We start from the raw sequence: 22,841 nt of genomic DNA, 5'->3' as shown, positions 1-22,841 counted from the left end.
TTGCGGGTTTGGGGAAATCCTGACTTGCGGTGTAGCGCGGGGCGGGCATCCTCGGGGCATGCGTTGGCTGGCTTCACGAAAGGCGCTGCATGCGGCAGTCGATGACTGGGAGGCGCGGGGTGTCTTGCCTCGCGATGCCGCTGGCCGTTTGCGCGAGGACCTGGGAGCGCCGCCAGCGCGGAGGGGGTTCGGCGCCTTTGTGGTGCTTGCGGGTGTTGCCTGTCTGGTCCTTGGCGCGCTGAGATTTGTGGCGGCCAACTGGGACGCGATGCCGCGGCTGGTGCGTCTGGGCCTGCTGGTTGGCACGCTTTGGGGCGCCTGGGGCGGTGCGGTCTACGCCCGCCATCGCGGCTGGCGGGTCTGGTACGAGGCGGGGGTGGTGCTGGCCTGCGGCCTGTTCGGCGCGGCGGTGATGCTGGTCAGCCAGATGTACCACATCCAGGGAGATGCGTCGGCTCTGGTGCGCCTGTGGGTGTGGGTGACGCTGGCGGCGGCTGCGGTGACGGGTGCGAGGGCGGCCTTGGTTCTGGCGCTGGTGTTGGGCGCAGCGCTGCACATGATGGAGCTGGTCGATGATCCCTGGTCGATCCATTGGCATCCGCTCGGGGTTCTCGTGTGTGCCGGCGCGCTGGCCGCGTGGTGGCGGAGCCTTGTACCGGCGCATCTGGTCGCGCTCGGGCTGGGCGCCTGGGCGATAAGTTCGGTGATGGGGAATGCCGATGCGCAGGGAGGCGCGTATCTCGTCGTCTTTGCGCTGGCGGGCTTGGTTGCGGCGGCGGCGCGGTTCAGTCTTGCGGGCCCGCGATGGCTCGGCGGGTTCGAGGGCGCTTTGCTGGTCTATGCGCTGCTGACGGCGGGGCTGGTGCTGGTGCAGCCTTTTGCTCTGCCGGTCGAGCTTGAGTGGATAAACGTTTCGGCATGGCAGTGGGCTGAGCTGGCGGCGTGCGTTGCGGCAAGTGCCGTGATGGCCTGGCAGAGTGCAGGCGCGGCGCGCGGCGATCTCTTGGGTCTCGGCCTTGCGCTCGGCCTGGCCGCGCTGGTTTTCTTTCACCTGGCGGTGCCGGTCTTGACGGATGCGGTGATCCTGCTGCTTGGCTTGGGTGTGGTGCTGATGGGGTACCGCGCGGACCTGATGGCCCTGCGCGTGCTCGGCGGGCTTTGGGTCACCACGGTGCTGCTTGTGATCTATGCCAAGACGCTGGGCGATCTGTTGTCGACGGCGGCGTTCTTTGTCGGAGCCGGGTTGGTGCTGCTGCTGAGCGCAGGGCTGGCGGTCTGGCTTGCAAAGCTGCGGGGGGCGCGATGAGCCGGCTTTTGGTCCTGGGGTGTCTGGCGGCGGCGCTTGTGCAGACGGGGCTGATCGGGGCGATGCTGCTGGACCGAGCGGCGCGGCTCGAGGCCGGGCGGGAAGTCACGCTGCGCACGACGATGGTCGACCCGCGGGACCTCTTTCGCGGACATTACGTGACGCTGAATTTCCAGATCGCGCGGCTGGACCGGCGGCGCGTGGCGACGCCGGATATGACCGGAACACCGGATGACGCCGCACTTTACGTGCGGCTGAGACCGGGTTCGGGCGGGGTCTGGGAGCCGGTGGACGTTCATTTTGCTCCGCCGTCGCAGGGCGTTGTGCTCAAGGGTGAGTATTCGTTTCATTCCGAGAACCTGCTCGGGGTCAGCTTTCCTTTCCGGCGCTACTACGCGCCCTACAAGCGTGCACAGGAACTTGAGGATTTGCGCGATGCGGGGGAACTAGGTGTGATCCTTGCTGTGACCGAGGACGGCAGCGCGGTGATCAAGGGGATCGCGGTGGGCGGCAGCCCGGTCTATCTCGAGCCGCTGTTCTAGAGCCCGCCCCCCCAAGCGCGCCTTTACTCCCCCTGCCCTCCCGGGCATGGTGCGCCCGATCAAGAGCGGAGGCACATGGCATGGCGACAGGCACCCAGATCCGAACCTTTTTCAATGGCGCCTGGCTCGACGAGGACGCCGCCGTGATGCGCGCCGCCGACCACGGATCGTGGCTTGGCACGACGGTGTTCGACGGGGCGCGGCACTTTGACGGGCGCACGCCGGATCTCGAGGCACACTGCGCGCGGATCAACCGCTCGGCCGAGGCGCTGATGATCACACCCACGGTGACAACCGAAGAGATGGTCGGCATCATCCGCGACGGGCTCAAGGCGTATACGCAGAACGAGGCGGTCTATGTTCGGCCGATGTACTGGGCGCTGGATGGCGGGGACCTCGGGATCGTACCGAAACCCAACGCAACGGGGTTCGCGATCTCGCTCGAGGCGATCCCGATGGCGCCCGAGGGCATGTCCTCGACCCTCACCCGCACGCGGTTCCGCCGCCCGGTGCTGGAGGACGCGGTGGTGGATGCCAAGGCGGGGTGCCTCTACCCCAACAACGCGCGGATGTTGGCGGAGGCGCGGGCCAAGGGCTTTGGCAATGCGCTCGTCACCGATGCGATGGGCAACGTGGCGGAGACGGCGACGGCCAACATCTTCATGGTCAAGGACGGGGTGGTGTTCACGCCGATCCCCAACGGGACGTTCCTCGCCGGGATCACGCGCAAGCGCCACATGACGAACCTCGCCGCCGATGGGGTGGAGGTCGTGGAAAAGGTGCTGACGTTTGCCGACTTCGAGAATGCCGACGAGGTGTTCATGTCCGGCAACATGATGAAGGTCACGCCGATCACCGCCTTTGACGACGTCTCGTATCAGGTCGGCCCCGTCACCCGCCGGGTGCGCGAGATGTACTGGGACTGGGCGGCGACGGCCTGAAAACACGTGAATGATTGCGCTCCGCATCGGCAGCCATGACTCCGCGTTGATCAGCGTGTAATACGTAGCACATGCGCCTTTTTACCATTACCTTTTGTTTGTTGAGTGTTGTTCTGACAGGCCGACCGGCTCAGGCCGAATGGCGTGACACCATCTTTTCTCCCGAACAGCTTACCCATGCTGAGATAGTGTATCTGCAAGCCGCAGCTGCACTGTTTGGTGACTATAATGGACTTCTGGACGGAAAGTGGGGACGCCGAAGTCAAAGCGCCTTACATAAGGCCACCGACAGCAACGTGGTGCGTTGGCGCAATTTGACGGGGCTTATTGACCGCACGGACCATGCTTTCTCTCGCGACGGTTGGGATGTCCTGAATTTTGAACATTCGGGAACGTCGCATTGGGCGCCGATGGAGATCGTGAACCTGGAAAAGCACCCTGACCACACGACCTTGGTCACTCTTGATCGCAGCTTGCCGCTTCGCGTGATGTTCGAATATCCGCAAAAAACCTACGAACAGCACTTGTGGCTCCAGTCAGCCCATGTCGGGACTGAGCCATTCTATCATCGCAGCAAGCCCGACTTGATGATTTCGTCAGGCCGCATTTCCAGTGGCAAAAACGTGTATCTGCGCTCAGAGAGGCGCGGAGAGATTTATGCCACGACGCTTATTCAGAACACTTCCGGTCAGCAAGGCCGCGCCAACCTCATCGCGGCCAGTTTCAAACTGCGCCACCAATCGATGCCTGTGTTGCCAATGGATGGCGTTCTAGCGGCGTTGCGATCTAGCGCGAAGCCCACGCCACCTGCGCACCCCGAGCCCGGCGCAAGGGCCGCCGGTGCACCAAGTGGCACTGGTTTTTACGTCAACGCCACGGACATTATGACTGCAGACCATGTCGTTGATGGCTGCGCTTGGGTCTCGCTGGCGGACGGCACTGCGTTGACCATCCTTGCGCGCGACCCCGACCTCGATTTGGCAGTGCTCACATCTAGTCGCCGTGCGCAGACTTGGCTGACGATGGGCACCACCCGCAAGCCGCGGCTGGGGCAGAACGTGTTTGCATTAGGGTTTCCATTCCTCGGGATGTTTGACCAAGGGCTCGCCGTAACAGGCGGCAACGTCAGCGCTCTTCCAAGCACATCTGGCAAGCGGGCCCGCATGATGGTGTCCGCTCCGGTGCAGCCGGGCAACTCCGGCGGCCCGTTGATCGGAGCCAATGGCACCGTACTTGGGGTCATTGTCTCGCGCGCCGATGATATTGCCGTTCTGGTTCATCAAGGCGCTCTGCCACAGAACATGAACTTTGCCGTGCCGCCAGACCAGGTGACGGGATTCCTCGCGACCCACGGCATCTTTTTCGGGCAAAGCGACGTGACCGGGTTGGACCTTTCTGACGGCGTGCCAAGTTCAGTTCAGGATGCGGTCAAAGTTGTGCAGTGCCACCAATGAGCCACCAATAGACACCAGACTTAGAATCATTCCAAACTCTTGACACCCAACTGCGGCGCGGTCATGTAAAACGCCTAGCCAAGAGGACCCCGGCCGATGTTCATCCAAACGGAATCCACGCCCAACCCCGCAACGCTCAAGTTCCTGCCCGGCCAAACCGTGCTCGAAATGGGCACCGCCGATTTCCCGAGCGCCGAAGGCGCGGACGCCTCGCCGCTGGCCACGCGCATTTTTGCGGTGGATGGCGTCACGGGCGTGTTCTTCGGCACCGATTTCGTGACCGTGACCAAGGGCGAGAGCACCGAGTGGGACCACATCAAACCCGCGATCCTCGGCGCGATCATGGAGCACTACCAGTCCGGCCAACCCGTCATGGCGGGCGGCGCGGCGCAGGCGGGCTCGGGCCACGCCGAGCACACCGGCGAGGACGGAGAGATCGTCGGCCAGATCAAGGAGCTCCTCGACAGCCGCGTCCGCCCCGCCGTGGCGCAGGACGGCGGTGACATCACCTTCCACGGGTTCGAGCGCGGCGTTGTCTACTTGCACATGCAAGGCGCCTGCGCGGGCTGCCCCTCGTCGACGCTGACGCTCAAGATGGGGATCGAGAACCTTCTGCGGCACTACATCCCCGAAGTCACCGAAGTGCGCCCGGTTGCCTGACGACACGGCCTTTGCCGCGCGGTGCTATTGCGGCGCCGCGCGTTTGCGTTTCAAAGCAGCGCCCCTGACGGTCACCTACTGCCATTGCGACGATTGCCGCCGCTGGACCGGCGCCGCGGCGCCTGTGCTTGCCGGGTTTGCCGCAGCTGACGTCGAGGGGCTTTTGACGATCGGACCGGGGAAATCCTTTGCCCCCGGGGTCCGCCGCTGGCACTGCGCCGAATGTGGCTCTGCCATGGCGGGAACCTTCGACTATGTGCCCGATCAGGTCTGGGTCCCCCACGGCGTGATCGAGGACGCGGCAGACCTCGTTCCGAGCTACCACTGCTTTCAGGACCGCGCGCACCCTTGGGTCAACTCGGATGACCTGCCTGGCAGCACCGCAAGCGGCCGCGACGCTCTCAACGCAGCAAAGCGCTGACATGGCCCGCCTCACGCTTGGCTTCGACACGTCCGGCGCCTATTGCGCTGCGGCACTCCTGTCAGACGGCGCGCTGCTCGAGGCCACCGCCGAAGACATGCGCCGCGGCCAGGCCGAGCGCCTCATGCCCCTGATCGAAGAGCTGCTGACCCGCCACGCCGCCACCTGGCAGGATGTGGCCCGGATCGGCTGCGGCACCGGTCCGGGCAACTTCACCGGCATCCGTATCGCGGTCTCCGCCGCGCGCGGGCTGGCGCTGGGGCTCGGCGTTCCGGCCTTCGGCATCTCGACCTTTGACGCGTTACACCACGACGCGCCGGAGGCAACCGCGCTCGTCGCAGCGCCCAAGGATCAGGTCTATGCCCGCGCGCCCGGCGGCGCGCCACGCCTCGTGCCAAGAGCCGAGGTGACCGGCCCCAGCATCGAGGCCACGGACCCGGCAAAGCTCGCCGTGACAATCGCCCGCCTCGCGGACACAGCGGACCCGGACACGTGGCCCGCACCGAAACCGCTCTACCTCAAACCGGCGGACGCGGCGCCGGCCTCCGACCCGCCGCCGGTCATCCTCGGATGACACCCGCCGCGCTTGCTGCCCTGCACAGCGCCGCCTTCACGGAAGAGCGCGCCTGGAGCGAGACCGAGTTCGCAAGCCTTCACGCCGCAAAAGGCGTCTTTGTCCTTGGTGACCCGCGCCACGCCGCCCTGGGGCGCGTTGTGCTGGACGAAGTCGAACTGCTCACGCTCGCCGTGCATCCCGATCACCGCAGACAGGGTCTTGCCCGCGACCTCCTCGCAACCTTCGAAGAAACGGCCCGCGCGCATGGCGCCAAAACCGCATTCCTCGAAGTCCGCGCCGGCAACCGGGCCGCCAACGCCCTCTACGCCGCCGCCGGCTACGGCGAGACCGGACGCCGCAAGCGCTACTACACCCTGCCGGACGGCACCCGCGATGATGCGATTTTGCGCGCCAAACCGCTCTTGCCCTAAAGGCAAGCCGCCCCAAGCGCCCTGGGTCAAAGAATCCGGTTGACGCTTTTCTCGGCTTTGGCCCTAATCTGCGCATCCTTCGGGCACCTCGCCGTGTCCGGGTCAGAGGCGCGCGTCTGCTGCGCGCCACAACACTGGGAGACATCAATGACCTTCATGCACAAAGCCCTCGGCTCGGTGGCAGCCCTGGCGCTGACCGCGGGCGCTGCGGCAGCCGAACCCGCGCTGATCTTCGACCTCGGCGGCAAGTTCGACAAATCCTTTAACGAAGCGGCCTTCAACGGCGCACAGCGCTGGGCGGAAGAGACCGGCGGCACGTTCCGCGAGATCGAGCTGCAGTCCGAAGCGCAGCGCGAGCAGGCGCTCCGCCGCTTTGCCGAAGCAGGCTCGAACCCGATCGTGATGGCCGGCTTCGCGTTCGGCACCGCGCTGGGTGAAGTCGCCGCCGACTACCCCGACACCAAGTTCGCGATCATCGACATGGTCGTCGACCAGCCCAACGTGCAATCGGTCGTGTTCAACGAACACGAGGGCTCGTACCTCGTCGGCATGCTGGCCGCGATGAGCTCGGAAACCGACACGGTCGGCTTTATCGGCGGCATGGACATTCCGCTGATCCGCAAATTCGCCTGCGGCTACGCGCAGGGCGTCAAGGCGGTCAACGCCGACGCCACCGTGATCGCCAACATGACCGGCACGACGCCGGCAGCCTGGAACGACCCGGTCAAGGGCTCCGAGCTGACCAAGGCGCAGATCAGCCAAAACGCGGACGTGGTCTACGCCGCAGCCGGCGGCACCGGCGTGGGCGTTCTGCAGACGGCGGCGGACGAGGGGATCCTCTCCATCGGCGTCGACAGCAACCAGAACTACCTGCACCCGGGCCAAGTCCTGACCTCGATGATGAAGCGCGTGGACAACGCGGTCTATGACGCCTTCTCGGCAGGCACCGACCTCGAGCCGGGCTTCCAGGTCATGGGCATCTCGAACGGCGGTGTCGGCTACGCGCTCGACGAGCACAACGCAGAGCTGATCACCGACGAGATGAAAGCGATGGTCGACAAGGCCGCCGCCGACATCTCCGCCGGTACGCTCATGGTGCACGACTACACGTCGGACGACAGCTGCCCGGCACTGTCCTTCTGATCTGACTTTGAAGGGGTCGCGCTGTGGTGCGGCCCCTTTGCCTTGAAAGACGTAAGGACCTGCCATGCGCGACGCGATCACCGAGTTCTTCGACGCCTGGGCGATGGCCGATGAGACGCCCCGCCGCGCGGCTGTCGAAGCCGCGACCGCGCAGGACGTTTCCTACGCCGACCCCCGCACGCCCGAACCGATCACCGGCCAGGACGCGCTCACCGACTATGTCGGCATGTTCAGCGCCAACGCGCCGGGATGGACCGCCCGCGTGCTGGCCTCGGACGAAGTGGCCGGCCTCACCCGCGCGACCATCGCCTTTGGCGGCAAGGGCCCGGACGGCACCGAGATGGTCCAGCACGGCCAGTACTTCATCGAGCAATCAGACGGTCGCATCACCCGCATGACCGGATTTGCAGGCACCGGCAGCCCCGACTGACCCCCGTAAGGTGGGCATCTGCCCACCCTACCCCAGAGGACGTGACGTGACAGACACCGCCCCCGCGATCGAGCTCAAAGGCATTTCCAAGGCGTTCGGCCCGGTGCAGGCCAACAAGGACATCTCGATCCGCGTCATGCCCGGCACGATCCACGGCATCATCGGCGAGAACGGCGCGGGCAAGTCCACGCTCATGTCCATCCTCTACGGTTTTTACAAAGCCGACGCGGGCGAGATCTACATCAACGGCAAAGAGACCCGCATCCCCGACAGCCAGGCCGCCATCGCGGCGGGGATCGGCATGGTCTTCCAGCACTTCAAGCTGGTCGAGAACTTCACCGTCCTCGAAAACGTCGTGCTCGGCGCCGAGGATGGCGCGATGCTGCGCCCGTCTTTGCGCAAGGCGCGCAAGGAGCTGACGGAACTGGCCGCTGAATACGGGCTCAAGATCGACCCGGACGCCGTGGTCGAGGAGATCGGCGTCGGCATGCAGCAACGTGTGGAGATCCTCAAGGCGCTCTATCGCCAGGCTGATATCCTGATCCTCGACGAGCCAACGGGCGTGCTGACGCCCGCCGAAGCCGACCAGCTTTTCCGTATTCTCAATCGCCTGCGGGAGGAGGGGAAGACGATCATCCTCATCACCCACAAGCTGCGCGAGATCATGGACATCACCGACACCGTCAGCGTGATGCGGCGCGGGGAGATGACGGCGACCGTCAAGACCTCCGAGACCTCGCCCGCCGAGCTTGCCGAGCTGATGGTCGGGCGCAAGGTGCTGCTCCGCGTCGACAAGGTGCCAGCGACGCCGGGGGCAAACGTGCTCGAGGTCGAGAACCTGCGTGTGGTCGACGAAAAAGGCGTGGAGCGTCTGCGCGGCATCGACTTGACTGTGCGCGCCGGCGAAATACTGGGCATCGCGGGCGTTGCGGGAAATGGGCAGTCAGAGCTGCTCGAGGTGCTCGGTGGCTATCGCACCGGCACGGGCACCATCCGGGTCAACGGGCAGGAGATCGACCTTACGGGCACTGGCTCGGACGGCAAGACCCGCCGCGCGCGCGGCATCGCCCACGTGCCGGAGGACCGTCAGTCCGAGGGCCTGATCATGGACTACATGGCCTGGGAGAACACCGCCTTCGGCTATCACGACGATCCTGCCTTGCAGACCGGTCTTTTGATGAACAACGCCGCGATCAAGGCGGATACCGCCGGCAAGATGGAGCGGTTCGACGTGCGCCCCCCCAACCCGCGCCTCGCGGCCAAGAACTTTTCGGGCGGGAACCAGCAAAAGATCGTCCTCGCCCGCGAGATCGAGCGCAACCCGGACCTGCTGCTGATCGGCCAACCCACCCGCGGCGTCGACATCGGCGCCATCGAGTTCATCCACCAACAGATCGTCGCCCTCCGCGACGCCGGCAAGGCGATCCTCCTGGTGTCCGTCGAGCTCGACGAGATCATGAGCCTCTCGGACCGCATCGCCGTCATGTTCGACGGCCGCGTGATGGGCGAACGGCTGCCTTCGGAGACTGACGAGAAGCGGCTTGGTTTGTTGATGGCAGGTGTGACTGAGGATGCGGCGTGATGTGCGTTAAATTGATTTTAACGACCCGTGCGCTTAACTTCACGCACACGCGCAGAGCCGCAACTTCGCGCAGCCTTCCTTTTGAGGACCCTCGATTCAATGGCGCATTTGGAACACGAAAGCGAATCCATCAAACGCCTGCGCGCGGAGATCGCCGACGGGCGCGAGGCGCGGCGCACATACGTAGCGCTCCTCGTCGCGCTGGTGATGTTGTCGGCGGCCACGCTGCTCGGATCCTACTTGTTTCACACGATTTTCTAAGCGCCACGTCTTTTGAGCGACTTGGAACAAGAAAAACTGAAGGCGGAAATCAGCCTTCTCAGCGCCGAGACCGAAAAGATCAGTGCCGAAATTCGCAAGATGGAGCGGGAACGTTCGCTCGCGCCAGTGGTGGTCGCGACGGGCGTTTTACTTTCAATCATCGGATTGATCAGGCTCCTCATGTAACAACAACCCCGGAGACCCGCCCATGAGCAAGATGCCAGCCTGGGCGGACGCGGTGCTTGTGCCAGTCATCTCGATCCTGCTTGCGGCGATCCTGTCGGCGCTTGTGATCCTCTTCATCGGCGAAGACCCCATGGCCGCGCTCAACCTCATGGTCGAGGGCGCGCTGGGGTCGACCTATGGCTGGGGATACACGCTCTACTACGCGACCAACTTCCTCTTCACAGGGCTCGCCTTTGCCGTCGCCTTTCACGCCGCACAGTTCAACATTGGGGCTGAAGGGCAGGCCATGCTCGGAGGGCTGGGCGTCGCTTGCATCTGCCTTTTGATCCCTTGGCCCCACTGGGCGCTGGCGTTGCCTTTCGCCATTCTTGGCGCAGCGGCGTTTGGGGCGCTCTGGGCGGCGGTGCCAGCCTGGCTGCAAGCGACGCGCGGCAGTCACATCGTGATCACGACGATCATGTTCAACTTCATCGCGGCGGCGCTGCTCAACTACCTGCTGGTGAACGTCATGCGCCCGGCGGGGCAGATGGACCCGGCCACCGGCAAATTCCCCGAAGGCACGCATCTACCCACACTGCACGACATCCTTGGCGTCTTTGGCATCCCCTTCTCCAAGGCGGCACCTGCCAACGTCTCGCTCATCATCGGGCTTATCGCCTGTGTGCTGGTCTACCTGCTGATCTGGCGGACCAAGCTTGGCTACGAGATCCGCGCTTTCGGGAAGTCAGAATCAGCGGCCAAGTACGCGGGCATCAACCCGGTTAAGATCACCGTCGTCGCGATGATGATCTCGGGCGGGCTCGCGGGCATGATGGCGATCAACAACGTCATGGGCGAGGCCGAACGGCTGGTGATGAACGCCACCGAGGGCGCGGGCTTCATCGGGATCGCGGTCGCGCTCATGGGGCGCAACCACCCGCTGGGAGTGCTGCTGGCGGCGATCCTCTTTGGGTTCCTCTACCAGGGCGGGGCGGAGCTGGCGCTCTGGACCAATATCCCTCGTGAGCTGATCGTAGTGATCCAGGCGCTTGTGATCCTCTTCACCGGGGCGCTCGACAATATGGTGCGGATGCCGCTCGAAAAAGTCTTCCTCATGTTCCGAAGGGCTGGCTGATGGATCTCGCAACCGTCCTGCAAATTCTTGATTCCACCGTGCGACTGGCAACGCCGCTGCTGCTCGCCTGCCTTGCCGGGCTCTTTTCCGAGCGGGCGGGCATCTTTGACATCGGGCTGGAGGGCAAGATGCTGATGGCCGCCTTCTTCTCGGCAGCGGTTGCGGCGATGACCGGGTCGGTCTGGCTTGGGCTGCTGGCGGGCATGGCGTCCTCGATGGTGCTGAGCGGGCTGCATGGGCTGGCCTCGATCACCTTTCGCGGCGATCAGCTGATTTCCGGCGTCGCGATCAACTTTCTCGCGGCGGGGCTAACGGTGCTGATCGCGCAGGACTGGTTCTCCCAGGGCGGGCGCACGCCCTCGCTCATCGGCGGGGGCCGGTTCCAGGAGATCACCCTGCCCTTTGCCGAGAGCCTGCAGGGCGTGCCGATCTTTGGCCCGATCTACCACGATCTGATCTCCGGCCACTCGATCCTCGTCTATGTCGCGCTGCTGATGGTGCCGCTGACCTGGTGGACGCTCTATCGCACACGCTTTGGCCTGCGCCTGCGCGCGGTGGGGGAGAACCCGGCGGCGGTCGACACCGCGGGCGTCTCGGTCGTGGGCCTGCGCTTTGCCGCTGTCGCCATCTGCGGCGCGCTCTGCGGGCTGGCGGGCGCGTATCTGGCGACGGGTCTGCAGGCGGGCTTTGTGAAGGATATGACGGCCGGGCGTGGCTACATCGCGCTGGCGGCGCTGATCTTTGCCAAGTGGCGGCCCTGGTACGCGCTGGGGGCCTGCCTGCTCTTTGGCTTCCTTCAAGCCATCGCGCTGCGCTATCAGAACATCGACCTTGGCGCGTTCACCGTGCCGGTGCAGGTGATGGACGCGCTGCCCTATATCCTGACCGTGGTGATCCTGGCCGGGTTCATCGGCAAGGCGATCCCGCCGCGGTCGGGAGGCGTGCCCTACGTCAAGGAGCGCTAGGCGTAGGGTGGGCATCTGCCCACCTTACCTTGCCGGTCACACGCCCAGAGCGGCACGCCCCTTCGCGGCAAACATCGGGACATAGCTGCCATAGCGCGCCGCCTGCTCGGGGTTCGAGGCATTTCCGTCCAGCCCCCGTTTCTTGACCCCCTGCAGGATCGCCGCCATCCGAAAGAAGGCGAAGGCGAGGTAGATGTTGAAATCCGGTATCGGACCCAAGCCGCGCAGGTCGCAGTACCGCGCAACGACCTCTTCATCCGACGGCAATCCAAGCACAGCGCGGTCGAGCCCGGCGAGCCCGCGCCCTGTTTCCCCCGGCGGGAGTTGCCACTGCATGATCAGCGCCGCGAGATCGGCGAGAGGGTGGCCTGTGGTCGAGAGCTCCCAATCGAGCACCGCCGCCACCTCGGGCGCATCCGGGGCAAAGATCAGGTTGTCGATGCGGTAGTCACCGTGCACCAACGTCCGCTGGCCGTCATCCTCCGGCAGCCCGGCCTCGAGCCCGGCGATGAGCGCGTCCATATCAGCCAAGGTGCCAGTCTCGCTCGCCCGGTATTGCTTGGTCCAGCGCGCAAGCTGCCGCGCAAGATAGTGACCTTCGGGCCCGTAGTCCTGCAGCCCTGCCTCTTGCAAATCCACGTCATGCAGCGCCGCCAGCGTCTGGATCATCGCATCAAAATACGCGCCGCGCTCGTCCTTCGGCACATCCGGCAGCGCGGGGTCAAAAAAGATGCGCCCTTCGACATGGTCCATCACGTAAAACGCCGATCCGATCACCTCTGCATCCTCGCACAGCGCGTGCATCCGCGGCACCGGCACGGCGCTGCCCGCCAAGGCGCGCTGCACCCGAAACTCGCGCTCGACGGCGTGGGCGGACTTGAGCAGCACGCCCTCTGGCTTGCGGCGCAGCACGTAAGTCTCACCCGGGGAGCTCAGCTTGTAGGTCGGGTTGGACTGCCCGGACGCAAACTTCTCGAGCACAAACGGCCCGCGCAGAGGCGTCTCCGCCTCGAGCCAGCGCGTCAGCGCGTCCACGTTCATACCTTGGCGTTCGTGTACTTGCGCAGCTCGGCGCGCGCGACCTGACGGCGATGAACCGCGTCCGGCCCGTCGGCAAAGCGCAACGTGCGGTTGTGCGTGTACATCGCGGCGAGGTCAAAGTCCTGGCTGATCCCCGCCGCACCGTGCATCTGCATCGCTTCATCAAGCACCTTTTGCGCCGTCAAAGGCGCGATCACCTTGATCTGGCTGATCCAGGGCGCCGCCTCCTTGGGCGATGTGTTGTCCATCATCCAGGCTGCCTTGAGGCACAGGAGCCGGGCCATCTCGATCTTCATCCGGGCGTTGGCGATGATGTCGAAATTCGCGCCCAGCTCCGCCAGCGGCTTGCCGAACGCTTCACGCGCAATCCCGCGCCTGCACATCATCTCGAGCGCAGCTTCGGCCTGCCCGATCGCCCGCATGCAATGGTGAATGCGCCCCGGCCCGAGCCGCCCCTGCGCCACTTCGAACCCGCGTCCCCGCCCGAGGATCAGGTCCTCCTTCGACACACGCACGTCGGTGAACCGCAAGTGCATGTGACCGTGCGGCGCGTCGTCATTCCCGAACACCTGCATCGGGCGCAGCACCTCGACCCCAGGCGCATCCGCCGGCAGCACGAACATCGAATGCCGCTGGTGCTTGGACGCCTCCCGGTCCGTCTCGGCCAGCAGGATGTAGACCTTGCAGCGCGGATCACCCGCGCCACTGATCCACCACTTCTCACCGTTCAGGACAAACGCGTCGCCGTCCTCGCGGGCCTCGAACGCAAGCTGCGCAGCGTCCGACGACGCCACATCCGGCTCGGTCATCACGTAGGCCGACCGGATCTCTCCGGCCAAAAGCGGCGCCAGCCAGCGCTCTTTATGCGCCGCGGTCCCGTAACGCTCGAACACCTCCATGTTGCCCGTGTCCGGGGCGGAGCAATTAAAGACCTCGGCCGCAAGCCGCACCTTTCCCATCTCCTCGGCCAGGTAAGCGTATTCGACCGTGTTCAGCCCCTGCCCTTTGTCACTGCCCGTAAGCCAAAAATTCCACAGCCCCCGGGCACGCGCCTCGGCTTTGAGACCGTCGAGGATTTCCAGCTGCCGCGGCACGTGGGCAAATCTGTTGCCGGAAGGATGCGTGCCGACCAGCGCGTGAAACTCGTGATCAAGCGGCGCAATCTCTTCGACGATCATCGCGCGCACCTGCGCCACCAGCGGGCGCACCCGGTCCGTCATGCCAAGGTCCATGAGGCTCCTCCCTTTGCGCGCATCAGACCCAATGTCCGGCTGCGGCGCAAGACAGCAGACCGCCCGTCTGCGGTGCTGAAGCGTCGGACATTCAGGTATTTATGAACCAGAGAATGAAGGACGCCGCGCCCAGGTCTTCTTCTGGCGAGAAATATCCCGGGGGGGAGCGGTGAAAATCCATGAATTTTCGAAGTGGGGGGCTGGCCCCCCATGTCACGCCGGTTGCACGTCCGTGGGCGGCTCGGCATCGAGCGAGAAGGGCGCGGCAGGCACAGCCTTGAGGTCCTCGACCGTGAGCGCGCCGGTTGGTTTGGCAAGGCGGTTGCGCACCACCCAATAGAGCCGGTCGGACGCGCGGGTGATCGCGACGTAGGCGAGGCGTTTCCAGAGCGGGACGCCCGCCTCGGACCGGCCGGCGCGGAAGGCGGCGTAAAGGTCAGGGGCAAAGACCTGCACATTCTCCCACTGCGAGCCTTGCGCCTTGTGGATGGTGACCGCCGCGCCGTGCAAGAAGGTGGCGCCCATACGGGCGGCGAAGGGGATGAAGGGTTCCTCCTCGTCCGGTTTCTCGATCTTGACGATCGAGGCCGCGGAGACCTGCGGGTCCTCGGCGCCCATGACGTGCAGTCGTGAGAACCCGGGCCTGCGTCCGAGGCCCATGTAGACCACCTGCGCGCCCTTGATTAGCCCTCGCGCCTCGAGGTCGAGGCGTTTCTTGCGGTGCTTCATGGGCAGTTCGATCCCATCGCAGATCAGCGGCTCACCCTCTAGAAGCTCGTCCTCCGGCGCACCGTAGACGCTGCGAAAGGCTTGGATCAGGCGGATGCGGGTAGCATTGCGCCAGACCAGCACCGGCGAGCGGGCCATCAGGTCGACCTCCACCCGTCCGGCGTAGACGACGCGGTCGTCCCGGGCGGCGGCCTCTTCGACCAGGTGCTCGAACCGGGGGAAGTCCACCGCGGGGTCGGCGAGCGCGTGCGCGAGATCGAGGATCGGGCTGTCCGCCTCCTGCCGGTGCACCCGGTTCAGCGTCATCTTTTGGCTGTCCTTGAGGCGGTCGAACACCATTGCTCCGGATTGGTTGACGGGCGCCAGCTGCGCGGGATCGCCAAAGAGCAGGAGGGTCGGGAAAATTTCGCGCAGGTCGTCGTATTGCTTGTCGTCGAGCATCGAGGATTCATCGACAAAGCCGATATCGAGCGGCTCCTCGCGCCGCTTCCAACCGGTGATGAAGTCGCTGCCCTTGAGGCCGGCGGCCGCCAGCGCGCCGGGCACGGAGGCGTTGACCTGGTAGAAGGCATAGGCGCGGTCGAGTGCTTCGTCGGTGAGCCCCTCGATCTCGGGGCGGTCGCCACTCCCGGCGATCCACTCGGCGATGCGCTCGTATTCGGGATCATAGACAGGCGTGTAGAGGATCCGGTGGATGGTCGTCGCCGGCACGCCGCGCATGCGCAGGACGCTGGCGGCCTTGTTGGTCGGGGCGAGAACGGCGAGGGTGCGCCGCTCCTTGCGGGCCTTGCCCTCCCAATCGCCCGAAACGATGTCGACCCCGGCGGCACGCAGCGCCTTGACCAGCTCGGCGAGCAGCAGCGTCTTGCCCGAGCCCGCCTTGCCCATCAGCCCCATCACCGCCGAGGTGCTGTCTCTTGGCGGGCGGAGCAGCGCGTCAGTGAGGTCGACGCCGGAGGCCGCCAGAAGGGCGGCGACGCGGTCATAAGCCTCGGCCTGGTCCTCGGAAAAGGTAATGGTGGGGGCGGTTTGCATGGCGCCACGGTATACCCAGCGCCCGGCCTTCACCAGCCTTGGTCGTCGCGGATCAGGCCGTTTTTGCGGGCTGTGCCTGGCTGCCAAAGGCCGCCTCGAACCACGCACGCGACTGGGCGGGCAGGATGCCGGAGGCGGCGGAGAGGCGCGCGTTTGCCTCGGGTGTGAAGTTCCAGAGGCCCACGCTGGCCTTGTCCCGGCCGGTGCCGCTGCTGCCAAGCACGTCTGGAGACGCGCCAATCCGGCGGTAGATGCGGACCATGCGCGCGTCAAAGACGCCGATAAAGTGTGTGATGCCAAAGCCCTGCAGGACTTCGCCCCCTGCCAGCATCAGCGCCGCGGCGACATGCGCAGGTGCGCCGGGCGCGAGGCAGAACCGGGTGCATTCCCAGATCAGCGCGCTGTTGATCGCGCCACCCGTCAGGTGCTCGAAATGGTCGTTGACCATGGTCGCGCCTGTGGTCGGCAAAAGCCGCATGGACCCGCCATGGGTGCCGTCGGCGTTCTCCCAGATGACATAAAGCGGGTTCAGCGCGTCGTAGGCGTCGCGCTCCAAGCCTTCGGCGTCGACAGCGACGTCCCAGCCTTGCCGCTCTTTGAACTGGCGCGCGCGGTCGCGAAACATGGTTTCCGCAAGCGTGGGATGCGCGGCAAGCGCGTTTGCGTAGATGTAACGGATCATGGTGTGCCCCTCCATGTGCATGACATGGCAAGGCACGCTCGGATGCGGCGCTTTCGGGTTTCCTACGGCTCCCGGCGCCTGCGTTAACGGTCAGACAACGATGATCCCGCGACTCAGGGCGCGGGCCACGGCGTGGGTGGTGTTCATCGCACCCAGTTTGAAACGCGCGGACTCGATGTAGACGCGCAAGGTATGTTCCGATATTTCAAGGGTTTGCGCAGCCTGCGCGCGGTTGTAGCCCGCCGCCAATAGGGTCATCGCCTCTCGTTCGCGGGGGGACAGGGCCTGATGCGCTTCGGGCGCGCGGCCCGGCTCGAATTCCAGCGCCTTTTTGTTGAAGTAATGCGCGACGAGGATCAAGTCCTGGCGCCACGCGGCGGTAAAGGCCGTCCACTCCGAATCAGTACACGAGTGGTTGACGGTAAAGAGCGCGAACTGACCGTTCGGCCCCCGGATCGGGATGGAAAAGCCCTGATTGCCCACCCCGTGCTGAATCGCGTCCTGCAGAAACGCGCGCGCGGCCTTGGGGGACCAGTCGAGCCGCTTCCAATCGACCGGGTGAAAGCGCTGGAAACAGCCCGACACAACCGGATCGATCGTCAGGTAACCCTGTTCGAGATAGCGCTGCACCCAGACGGGATCGTAAGTGCCGCAGCCGTATTGCTCCCCGTCCGAATTGACCCAGTGATAGACAAGGTGATCGACGCCAATCGTGTCGCGCAGTGCCTCGATCACATGTTGCAGCTCGTCATGCGCGCTCGCGCGCTCGAGGTCCTCCAGGATGTCCGTTACGGTCTGCGTCATGAATTCCCAGCCTCTGCGCGGCAGGCGGTGTCTGCGATGCGATCTCCCGGGCGGCCACCCGGTGCGTGCCGATCAGCGCCTCGGACAGGTCACGAAGCCCGTTGGCCTGTGCAAAGTGGTTCAGGTCTGCAAGGACATCGAGGATCCAGTCGTTGGGCGTCGTCTGCTTCATGCCAAAGTCCTTTATAGGTGTTAACAAAATCTTAAGTTCAACTTTAGCATGTATCATTGCCGCTGCGTAAGTCGCGGCTTTGCACTCCCCCTTTATGGGGAGGGGTCATGCGGACAACCCCCTGAAATCCTGCATCTCCCTGACGGCAAACGGAAAATGACCCAAGACAGCGGCTGCTGTCCCGGGCCATTGTTGCTTTCTTGGAAACGGTGTGTTTACCCGCGTGCGCCCAGCACTTCCTCGAGCGTCGTCAGACCCGCTTTCGGCGACTGCACCAGCACGGACATGTTGCCCGGCTTGTGCTCGTTCCGGCGCATCTTGATATGCGCCTCGGGGATCTGGTTCCACTCGAACACCTCGGACATGCACGGATCGAGCCGCCCTTCGCACATCAGCTGGTTTGCAGCCGCGGCTTGCTGCAGGTGGGCGAAGTGCGAGCCCTGGATGCGCTTCTGGTGCATCCAGACATAGCGTGCGTCCATGGTCAGATTGTAGCCGGTGGTGCCTGCGCAGATCACGACCATGCCGCCCTTCTTGCAGACGAAGGTGGAAACCGGGAACGTGCTCTCGCCAGGGTGCTCGAAGACCATGTCGACGTTCACACCCTTGCCGGTGATGTCCCAGATCGCCTTGCCGAACTTGCGGACCTCGGCGAACCACTCCTTGTACTCGGGTGTGTTGACCGTCGGGAGCTGGCCAAAGCAGTTGAACTCCTTGCGGTTGATCACGCCCTTGGCGCCGAGCTTCATCACAAACTCGCGCTTGTCCTCGTCGGAGATCACCGCGATCGGGTTGGCGCCAGCCACCTTGGCGAGCTGGATCGCGTAGGAGCCAAGACCGCCCGACGCGCCCCAGATCAGGACGTTCTGGCCGGGCTTGATGTCATGCGGCGCGTGGCCGAACAGCATCCGGTAAGCGGTCGCAAGCGTCAGCGTGTAGCACGCCGCCTCTTCCCACGTTAGGTGCTTGGGACGCGGCATAAGCTGTTGTTGTTGCACGCAAGTGAACTGCGCAAAGGAGCCGTCGGGCGTCTCATATCCCCAGATGCGCTGGCTGTCCGAGTACATCGGGTCGCCGCCGTTGCAATGCTCGTCGTCGCCATTGTCCTGGTTGCAGTGGATGACGACCTCGTCACCCACTTTCCAGCGCGTGACCTTGTCACCCACCGCCCAGACGATGCCGGACGCGTCGGAGCCGGCGATGTGGTACTCGGCCTTGTGCACGTCGAAGGGGGAGAGCGGGATGCCGAGGCCAGCCCAGACGCCGTTGTAGTTCACGCCAGCGGCCATCACGAGCACCAGCACCTCGTGGCTGTCGGGTTTCGGCACATCCACCGTTTCGACCTTGAACGCCTGATCGGGCTCGCCGTGCCGTTCGCGGCGGATCGCCCAGGCGAACATCTTGGCCGGGACGTGACCGACGGGCGGCATCTCCCCAACCTCATACAGGTCCTTGATCGGTGCGTCGTAGCTGACGATGCCGGTTTTGTTGTCCAATGCCATATCCGCCTCCATCCCGGGGGTGTCTCAAGAATGCCGCGGCGCAGAACCGCGTCTGACGCTGGGAGTAGCGTCGCCTGAGTAACATTGCAATAGAATTGCGGCATTGTTTTGAAATTTTATAACCGAGCAGTTGCAGAATTTCACGCTACGACTGCGAAATCACTCTATGCGCCACAGATCGCGCGTAAAACTCGAGCGTGCCGCGCTCTTCGGGAATAGGCGTCAAGAGCCCGTTAACCTTGGAAATCAGGCGGCGGCGGAGCAGGATTCCAACGCCATAGGCCGCGTCCTTGTCCACGTCGGACGGCAAGCCTTGCGGCACATCCAGCGCGCTGGTCCGGGCGGCATAGGCGCGTGTCAGGTCCTCCTGGCTCATCGGTCCGTCCTCGAGCAGGCAGGTCGCCACCACCGGCACCGGCAGCACGGGCATCGCCGCCTCGATTCGGCGCATCAGCTCTTCGGCCAGCGCTTCGGGCGTGTCGCCCTTCAGCTCGGCCAGCGGCAGGGGCGCGCCAAAGCACACGCCCGCTACGCCGAACCGGTTGAACTTGCCGCGCAGCATCCGCCCGAGCACGCGCAGCGTAAAGCCGAGGATGACCGAGATGCGCGCACGGAACTTGCGCTCGCCCGAGCTGGCTGCCTCCATCAGCACCCGATCCTCGAGCACGCGGTCATAGTTGAGCGCCACCGGCACAAACGTCAGATCGCGCGCGTCCTCGGCCCGCCCCTCGATCATGTACTTGAGCAGGCCCACCTTGGGCTGCGCGAGCGCGCCGGTCAGGCTGAGCCCGCCTTCGGGGAACATCGCCTGCGCCACACCGCCATCCGTCGACAGCCGCACATACCGCGCCAGCACCTTGCGATAGAGGTTCGTGCGGCTTTTCCGGCGGATGAAATACGCGCCCATCGAGCGGATGAGAAAACTGAGCGGCCAGATGCGCGCCCACTCCCCCACCGCGTAGGACAGCGCCGAGCGCGACCCGACCAGATACGTCACCAGCACGTAGTCCATGTTCGAACGGTGATTCATCACAAAGATGATGGTGCTATCCGTGTCGATGTTCTGCAGCGCCGCGTCATCGACCGAGCCGACCCGCACACGAAAGAGCAGGTTCGACAGCCACCGCGCCGCCCGGATCGCAAACCCGAAATAGGCGCTGGCCGAGAAGGACGGCACGATCTCCCGCGCGTAGCGCTGCGCGGTCTCGAACGCGACGTTCTCCGGCACGCCGTTCTTGGCCGCATGGTCGATCACCGCCTGCGCGACCTCCGGGTCGTAGCTGAGCCTTTGGATCATGTCGTGCCGCCGCGCCAGCTTGAAAGGCTGGATCGGCACCGCCAGACGCTTGTTTAGCCGCGCCACCAGCCGCTCCGCCCGCCTCCGGAAAAACCAGCGCACTGACGGGAAGAGAAAGTGCGACGCAAAGGTCACCCCGGCAAAAAGCACGATCAGAACAAAAAGCCACAGGGGCACAATCACAGGAGCCGTCATGGGCGGCAGAGTGACCGCAAAGCGCGCCGTGGTAAACGGGCGACGCGGAAAACCTATGCCGCAGCGCAGCGGATTGACTTGGCAATGGTGTTTCGTTTACTCACCGCTTTACGAAACAATGTTGCGCAGCAAGGCAGAGGTGATTCATGACCCAGACCGCGACCCCCACGCCGGACCGCCCCTGGCTGATCCGCACCTATGCCGGCCACTCGACGGCGGCTGCGTCCAATGCGCTTTACCGCAAGAACCTGTCCAAAGGGCAGACAGGGCTGTCCGTCGCCTTCGATCTGCCAACGCAGACAGGATACGACAGCGATCACGTGCTGGCGCGCGGAGAGGTGGGCAAAGTCGGCGTGCCGGTGTGTCACCTCGGCGACATGCGCACACTCTTTGACCAGATCCCGCTCGAGCAGATGAACACCTCGATGACGATCAACGCGACGGCGCCCTGGCTGCTCGCGCTTTATGTCGCCGTCGCCGAAGAGCAAGGCGCTGACACGCGCAAGCTGCAAGGCACGGTGCAGAACGACATCATCAAGGAATACCTGAGCCGCGGCACCTACATGTGCCCGCCCAAGCCTTCGCTCAAGCTGATCTCGGACGTGGCCGAGTATTGCTACCGGGAAATCCCCAAGTGGAACCCGATGAACGTCTGCTCCTATCACCTGCAAGAAGCCGGCGCGACGCCGGAGCAGGAGCTGGCCTTTGCCCTCGCAACCGCGCAGGCGGTGCTGGACGAACTGCGGGACAAAGTGCCTGCCGAGGACTTTCCCCGCGTGGTGGGACGCATTTCGTTTTTCGTGAATGCCGGAATTCGCTTTGTCACTGAAATGTGCAAGATGCGCGCCTTTCTCGACCTCTGGGATGAAATTTGCCGGGAGCGTTATGGCGTCGAGGACCCGAAATACCGCCGTTTCCGCTACGGGGTGCAGGTCAATTCGCTTGGCCTGACCGAGCAGCAACCCGAGAACAACGTCTACCGCATCCTTATCGAGATGCTGGCGGTGACGCTCTCCAAGAAAGCCCGCGCCCGCGCCGTGCAATTGCCCGCCTGGAACGAGGCGCTTGGCCTGCCGCGCCCCTGGGACCAGCAATGGTCGATGCGCATGCAGCAGATCATGGCCTATGAAACGGACCTTCTGGAATACGAGGACCTTTTCGACGGCAATCCAGCGGTGGATCGCAAGGTCGAGGAATTGAAAGACGGCGCCCGCGCGGAACTCGCCAATATCGAGGCGATGGGCGGTGCGGTCGGTGCCATCGACTATATGAAAGGCCGGCTCGTCGAATCGAATGCCGCGCGGCTTGGCCGTATCGAACGCGGCGAGACCACCGTCGTCGGCGTTAACCGGTTCGAGACCGGCGAGCCTTCGCCCCTCACCAGCGGGGACGGCGGTATCATGGTGGTCGATCCCGAGGTCGAGGCTGAACAGATCGGGCGCCTGGACGCGTGGCGCGCAGAGCGCGACCCGGCCCGCGTGGAGGCTGCGCTCGGGGCGCTCCGCACCGCCGCCCGCAACGGCGACAACATCATGCCCCCGTCCATCGAAGCCGCCAAGGCCGGCGTCACAACCGGCGAATGGGCGGCCGAAATGCGCAGCATCCACGGCGAATACCGCGCCCCCACCGGCGTGTCGCAGAACCCCTCGAACCAGACCGAAGGGCTCGACGATCTGCGCAGCGACGTGGACCGGGTCAGCGACGCGCTGGGCCGCCGCCTCAAGTTCCTGATGGGCAAACCCGGTCTCGACGGCCACTCGAACGGCGCCGAACAGATCGCCGTCCGCGCCCGTGACTGCGGCATGGACATCGCCTACGAAGGCATCCGCCTGACCCCCGAACAGATCATCGACGCCGCCCGGTCCGAGGAGGCGCATGTCATCGGCCTCTCGATCCTTTCCGGCAGCCATTTGCCGTTGATCGAAGACGTGATGACGCGCCTCTCGGGCGCTGGCCTTTCGAATGTGCCAGTCGTCGTGGGGGGAATCATTCCCGACGACGATGCGGAAAGGCTCTCTGAAATGGGCGTCGCACGCGTTTACACACCAAAGGATTTTCAGCTGAACACGATTATGAAAGACATCGTGGATTTGGCCGACCCAAACAAGCCTGGAAAAACGTCGGACAATCAGGAATTGGCGGAGGCCAGCTGAATTAATC

At 64.6% G+C, this 22,841-nt stretch carries 24 protein-coding genes; 16 read left to right on the top strand and 8 right to left on the bottom strand.

Annotated features, from left to right (window positions below):
• Positions 1 to 58 precede the first annotated feature (58 nt).
• From ACU0B3_RS12175 to ACU0B3_RS12105, 15 genes are all read left to right on the top strand, one after another.
• Positions 59 to 1,306 carry a DUF2157 domain-containing protein gene (locus ACU0B3_RS12175; protein ID WP_446261127.1) on the top strand — a complete coding sequence of 416 codons (1,248 nt, stop codon included), beginning with the start codon at positions 59 to 61 and terminating at the stop codon, positions 1,304 to 1,306.
• The gene (locus ACU0B3_RS12170) at positions 1,303 to 1,848 is read left to right on the top strand and encodes a GDYXXLXY domain-containing protein (RefSeq protein WP_446261126.1); all 546 of its coding nucleotides are present in this window, start codon (positions 1,303 to 1,305) and stop codon (positions 1,846 to 1,848) included. Before ACU0B3_RS12175 ends, ACU0B3_RS12170 begins: the two co-directional genes overlap by 4 nt.
• 80 nt (positions 1,849 to 1,928) lie before the next feature.
• The gene (locus tag ACU0B3_RS12165) at positions 1,929 to 2,789 is read left to right on the top strand and encodes a branched-chain amino acid aminotransferase (protein ID WP_446261125.1); all 861 of its coding nucleotides are present in this window, start codon (positions 1,929 to 1,931) and stop codon (positions 2,787 to 2,789) included.
• Positions 2,790 to 2,860: 71 nt separating this feature from the next.
• Entirely contained in the window at positions 2,861 to 4,243 is a 1,383-nt protein-coding gene (locus ACU0B3_RS12160; protein WP_446261124.1) for a S1C family serine protease, read from the top strand.
• A 96-nt stretch (positions 4,244 to 4,339) separates the two neighbouring features.
• Positions 4,340 to 4,903 (top strand): NifU family protein, encoded by a 564-nt coding sequence (locus ACU0B3_RS12155; protein WP_446261123.1) that lies wholly within the window; start codon positions 4,340 to 4,342, stop codon positions 4,901 to 4,903.
• The gene (locus ACU0B3_RS12150) at positions 4,896 to 5,324 is read left to right on the top strand and encodes a GFA family protein (RefSeq protein WP_446261122.1); all 429 of its coding nucleotides are present in this window, start codon (positions 4,896 to 4,898) and stop codon (positions 5,322 to 5,324) included. The genes ACU0B3_RS12155 and ACU0B3_RS12150 overlap by 8 nt, the downstream gene beginning before the upstream one ends.
• A gap of 1 nt (position 5,325) precedes the next feature.
• Positions 5,326 to 5,898 carry a tRNA (adenosine(37)-N6)-threonylcarbamoyltransferase complex dimerization subunit type 1 TsaB gene (gene tsaB, locus ACU0B3_RS12145; RefSeq protein ID WP_446261121.1) on the top strand — a complete coding sequence of 191 codons (573 nt, stop codon included), beginning with the start codon at positions 5,326 to 5,328 and terminating at the stop codon, positions 5,896 to 5,898.
• On the top strand, positions 5,895 to 6,311 hold the full coding sequence (locus ACU0B3_RS12140) for a GNAT family N-acetyltransferase (protein WP_446261120.1): 417 nt from the start codon (positions 5,895 to 5,897) through the stop codon (positions 6,309 to 6,311). The genes tsaB and ACU0B3_RS12140 overlap by 4 nt, the downstream gene beginning before the upstream one ends.
• Positions 6,312 to 6,458: 147 nt before the next feature.
• Positions 6,459 to 7,454 (top strand): BMP family lipoprotein, encoded by a 996-nt coding sequence (locus ACU0B3_RS12135; RefSeq protein WP_446261119.1) that lies wholly within the window; start codon positions 6,459 to 6,461, stop codon positions 7,452 to 7,454.
• 64 nt (positions 7,455 to 7,518) lie between these two features.
• Positions 7,519 to 7,884 carry a nuclear transport factor 2 family protein gene (locus ACU0B3_RS12130; protein ID WP_446261118.1) on the top strand — a complete coding sequence of 122 codons (366 nt, stop codon included), beginning with the start codon at positions 7,519 to 7,521 and terminating at the stop codon, positions 7,882 to 7,884.
• 46 nt (positions 7,885 to 7,930) lie between these two features.
• Positions 7,931 to 9,466 (top strand): ABC transporter ATP-binding protein, encoded by a 1,536-nt coding sequence (locus ACU0B3_RS12125; protein ID WP_446261117.1) that lies wholly within the window; start codon positions 7,931 to 7,933, stop codon positions 9,464 to 9,466.
• A 99-nt stretch (positions 9,467 to 9,565) separates the two neighbouring features.
• Entirely contained in the window at positions 9,566 to 9,727 is a 162-nt protein-coding gene (locus tag ACU0B3_RS12120; RefSeq protein WP_446261116.1) for a hypothetical protein, read from the top strand.
• A 21-nt stretch (positions 9,728 to 9,748) separates the two neighbouring features.
• Complete coding sequence (locus ACU0B3_RS12115; RefSeq protein ID WP_446261115.1) at positions 9,749 to 9,913, top strand: hypothetical protein; 165 nt, start codon at positions 9,749 to 9,751, stop codon at positions 9,911 to 9,913.
• Positions 9,914 to 9,935: 22 nt separating this feature from the next.
• Complete coding sequence (locus ACU0B3_RS12110; protein WP_446261114.1) at positions 9,936 to 11,027, top strand: ABC transporter permease; 1,092 nt, start codon at positions 9,936 to 9,938, stop codon at positions 11,025 to 11,027.
• Positions 11,027 to 11,992: an ABC transporter permease gene (locus ACU0B3_RS12105; protein WP_446261113.1), complete on the top strand. Its 966-nt coding sequence runs from the start codon at positions 11,027 to 11,029 to the stop codon at positions 11,990 to 11,992. Before ACU0B3_RS12110 ends, ACU0B3_RS12105 begins: the two co-directional genes overlap by 1 nt.
• 36 nt (positions 11,993 to 12,028) lie before the next feature.
• On the opposite strand, the gene ACU0B3_RS12100 is transcribed toward ACU0B3_RS12105, so the two are convergent.
• The 8 genes from ACU0B3_RS12100 to ACU0B3_RS12065 all read right to left on the bottom strand — a co-directional run bounded on the left by ACU0B3_RS12100 (position 12,029) and on the right by ACU0B3_RS12065 (position 20,681).
• Positions 12,029 to 13,033: a phosphotransferase family protein gene (locus tag ACU0B3_RS12100; protein ID WP_446261112.1), complete on the bottom strand. Its 1,005-nt coding sequence runs from the start codon at positions 13,031 to 13,033 to the stop codon at positions 12,029 to 12,031.
• Complete coding sequence (locus ACU0B3_RS12095) at positions 13,030 to 14,265, bottom strand: acyl-CoA dehydrogenase family protein (protein ID WP_446261111.1); 1,236 nt, start codon at positions 14,263 to 14,265, stop codon at positions 13,030 to 13,032. The genes ACU0B3_RS12100 and ACU0B3_RS12095 overlap by 4 nt, the downstream gene beginning before the upstream one ends.
• A gap of 213 nt (positions 14,266 to 14,478) precedes the next feature.
• Positions 14,479 to 16,029: an ATP-dependent DNA helicase gene (locus ACU0B3_RS12090; RefSeq protein ID WP_446261110.1), complete on the bottom strand. Its 1,551-nt coding sequence runs from the start codon at positions 16,027 to 16,029 to the stop codon at positions 14,479 to 14,481.
• Between the two features lie 52 nt (positions 16,030 to 16,081).
• A complete protein-coding gene (locus ACU0B3_RS12085; protein ID WP_446261109.1) occupies positions 16,082 to 16,711 on the bottom strand; it encodes an acyl-homoserine-lactone synthase in 630 nt (209 codons plus the stop codon).
• 90 nt (positions 16,712 to 16,801) lie between these two features.
• Positions 16,802 to 17,515, bottom strand: a complete 714-nt coding sequence (locus ACU0B3_RS12080) for a helix-turn-helix transcriptional regulator (RefSeq protein WP_446261108.1) — start codon at positions 17,513 to 17,515, stop codon at positions 16,802 to 16,804.
• Positions 17,460 to 17,687 carry a hypothetical protein gene (locus tag ACU0B3_RS12075; protein WP_446261107.1) on the bottom strand — a complete coding sequence of 76 codons (228 nt, stop codon included), beginning with the start codon at positions 17,685 to 17,687 and terminating at the stop codon, positions 17,460 to 17,462. The genes ACU0B3_RS12080 and ACU0B3_RS12075 overlap by 56 nt, the downstream gene beginning before the upstream one ends.
• A 215-nt stretch (positions 17,688 to 17,902) precedes the next feature.
• Entirely contained in the window at positions 17,903 to 19,189 is a 1,287-nt protein-coding gene (gene ccrA / locus ACU0B3_RS12070) for a crotonyl-CoA carboxylase/reductase (protein WP_446261106.1), read from the bottom strand.
• Positions 19,190 to 19,334: 145 nt separating this feature from the next.
• Entirely contained in the window at positions 19,335 to 20,681 is a 1,347-nt protein-coding gene (locus tag ACU0B3_RS12065; RefSeq protein WP_446261105.1) for a 1-acyl-sn-glycerol-3-phosphate acyltransferase, read from the bottom strand.
• Between the two features lie 146 nt (positions 20,682 to 20,827).
• On the opposite strand from ACU0B3_RS12065, the gene ACU0B3_RS12060 reads away from it, so the two are divergent.
• A complete protein-coding gene (locus ACU0B3_RS12060; protein WP_446261104.1) occupies positions 20,828 to 22,834 on the top strand; it encodes a methylmalonyl-CoA mutase family protein in 2,007 nt (668 codons plus the stop codon).
• Positions 22,835 to 22,841: the final 7 nt, after the last annotated feature.

This window comes from Pseudaestuariivita sp. (genome assembly GCF_052825805.1).
The sequence above is the reverse complement of the archived record's forward strand: the minus strand, read 5'-3'. Positions and strand labels throughout refer to the sequence as shown.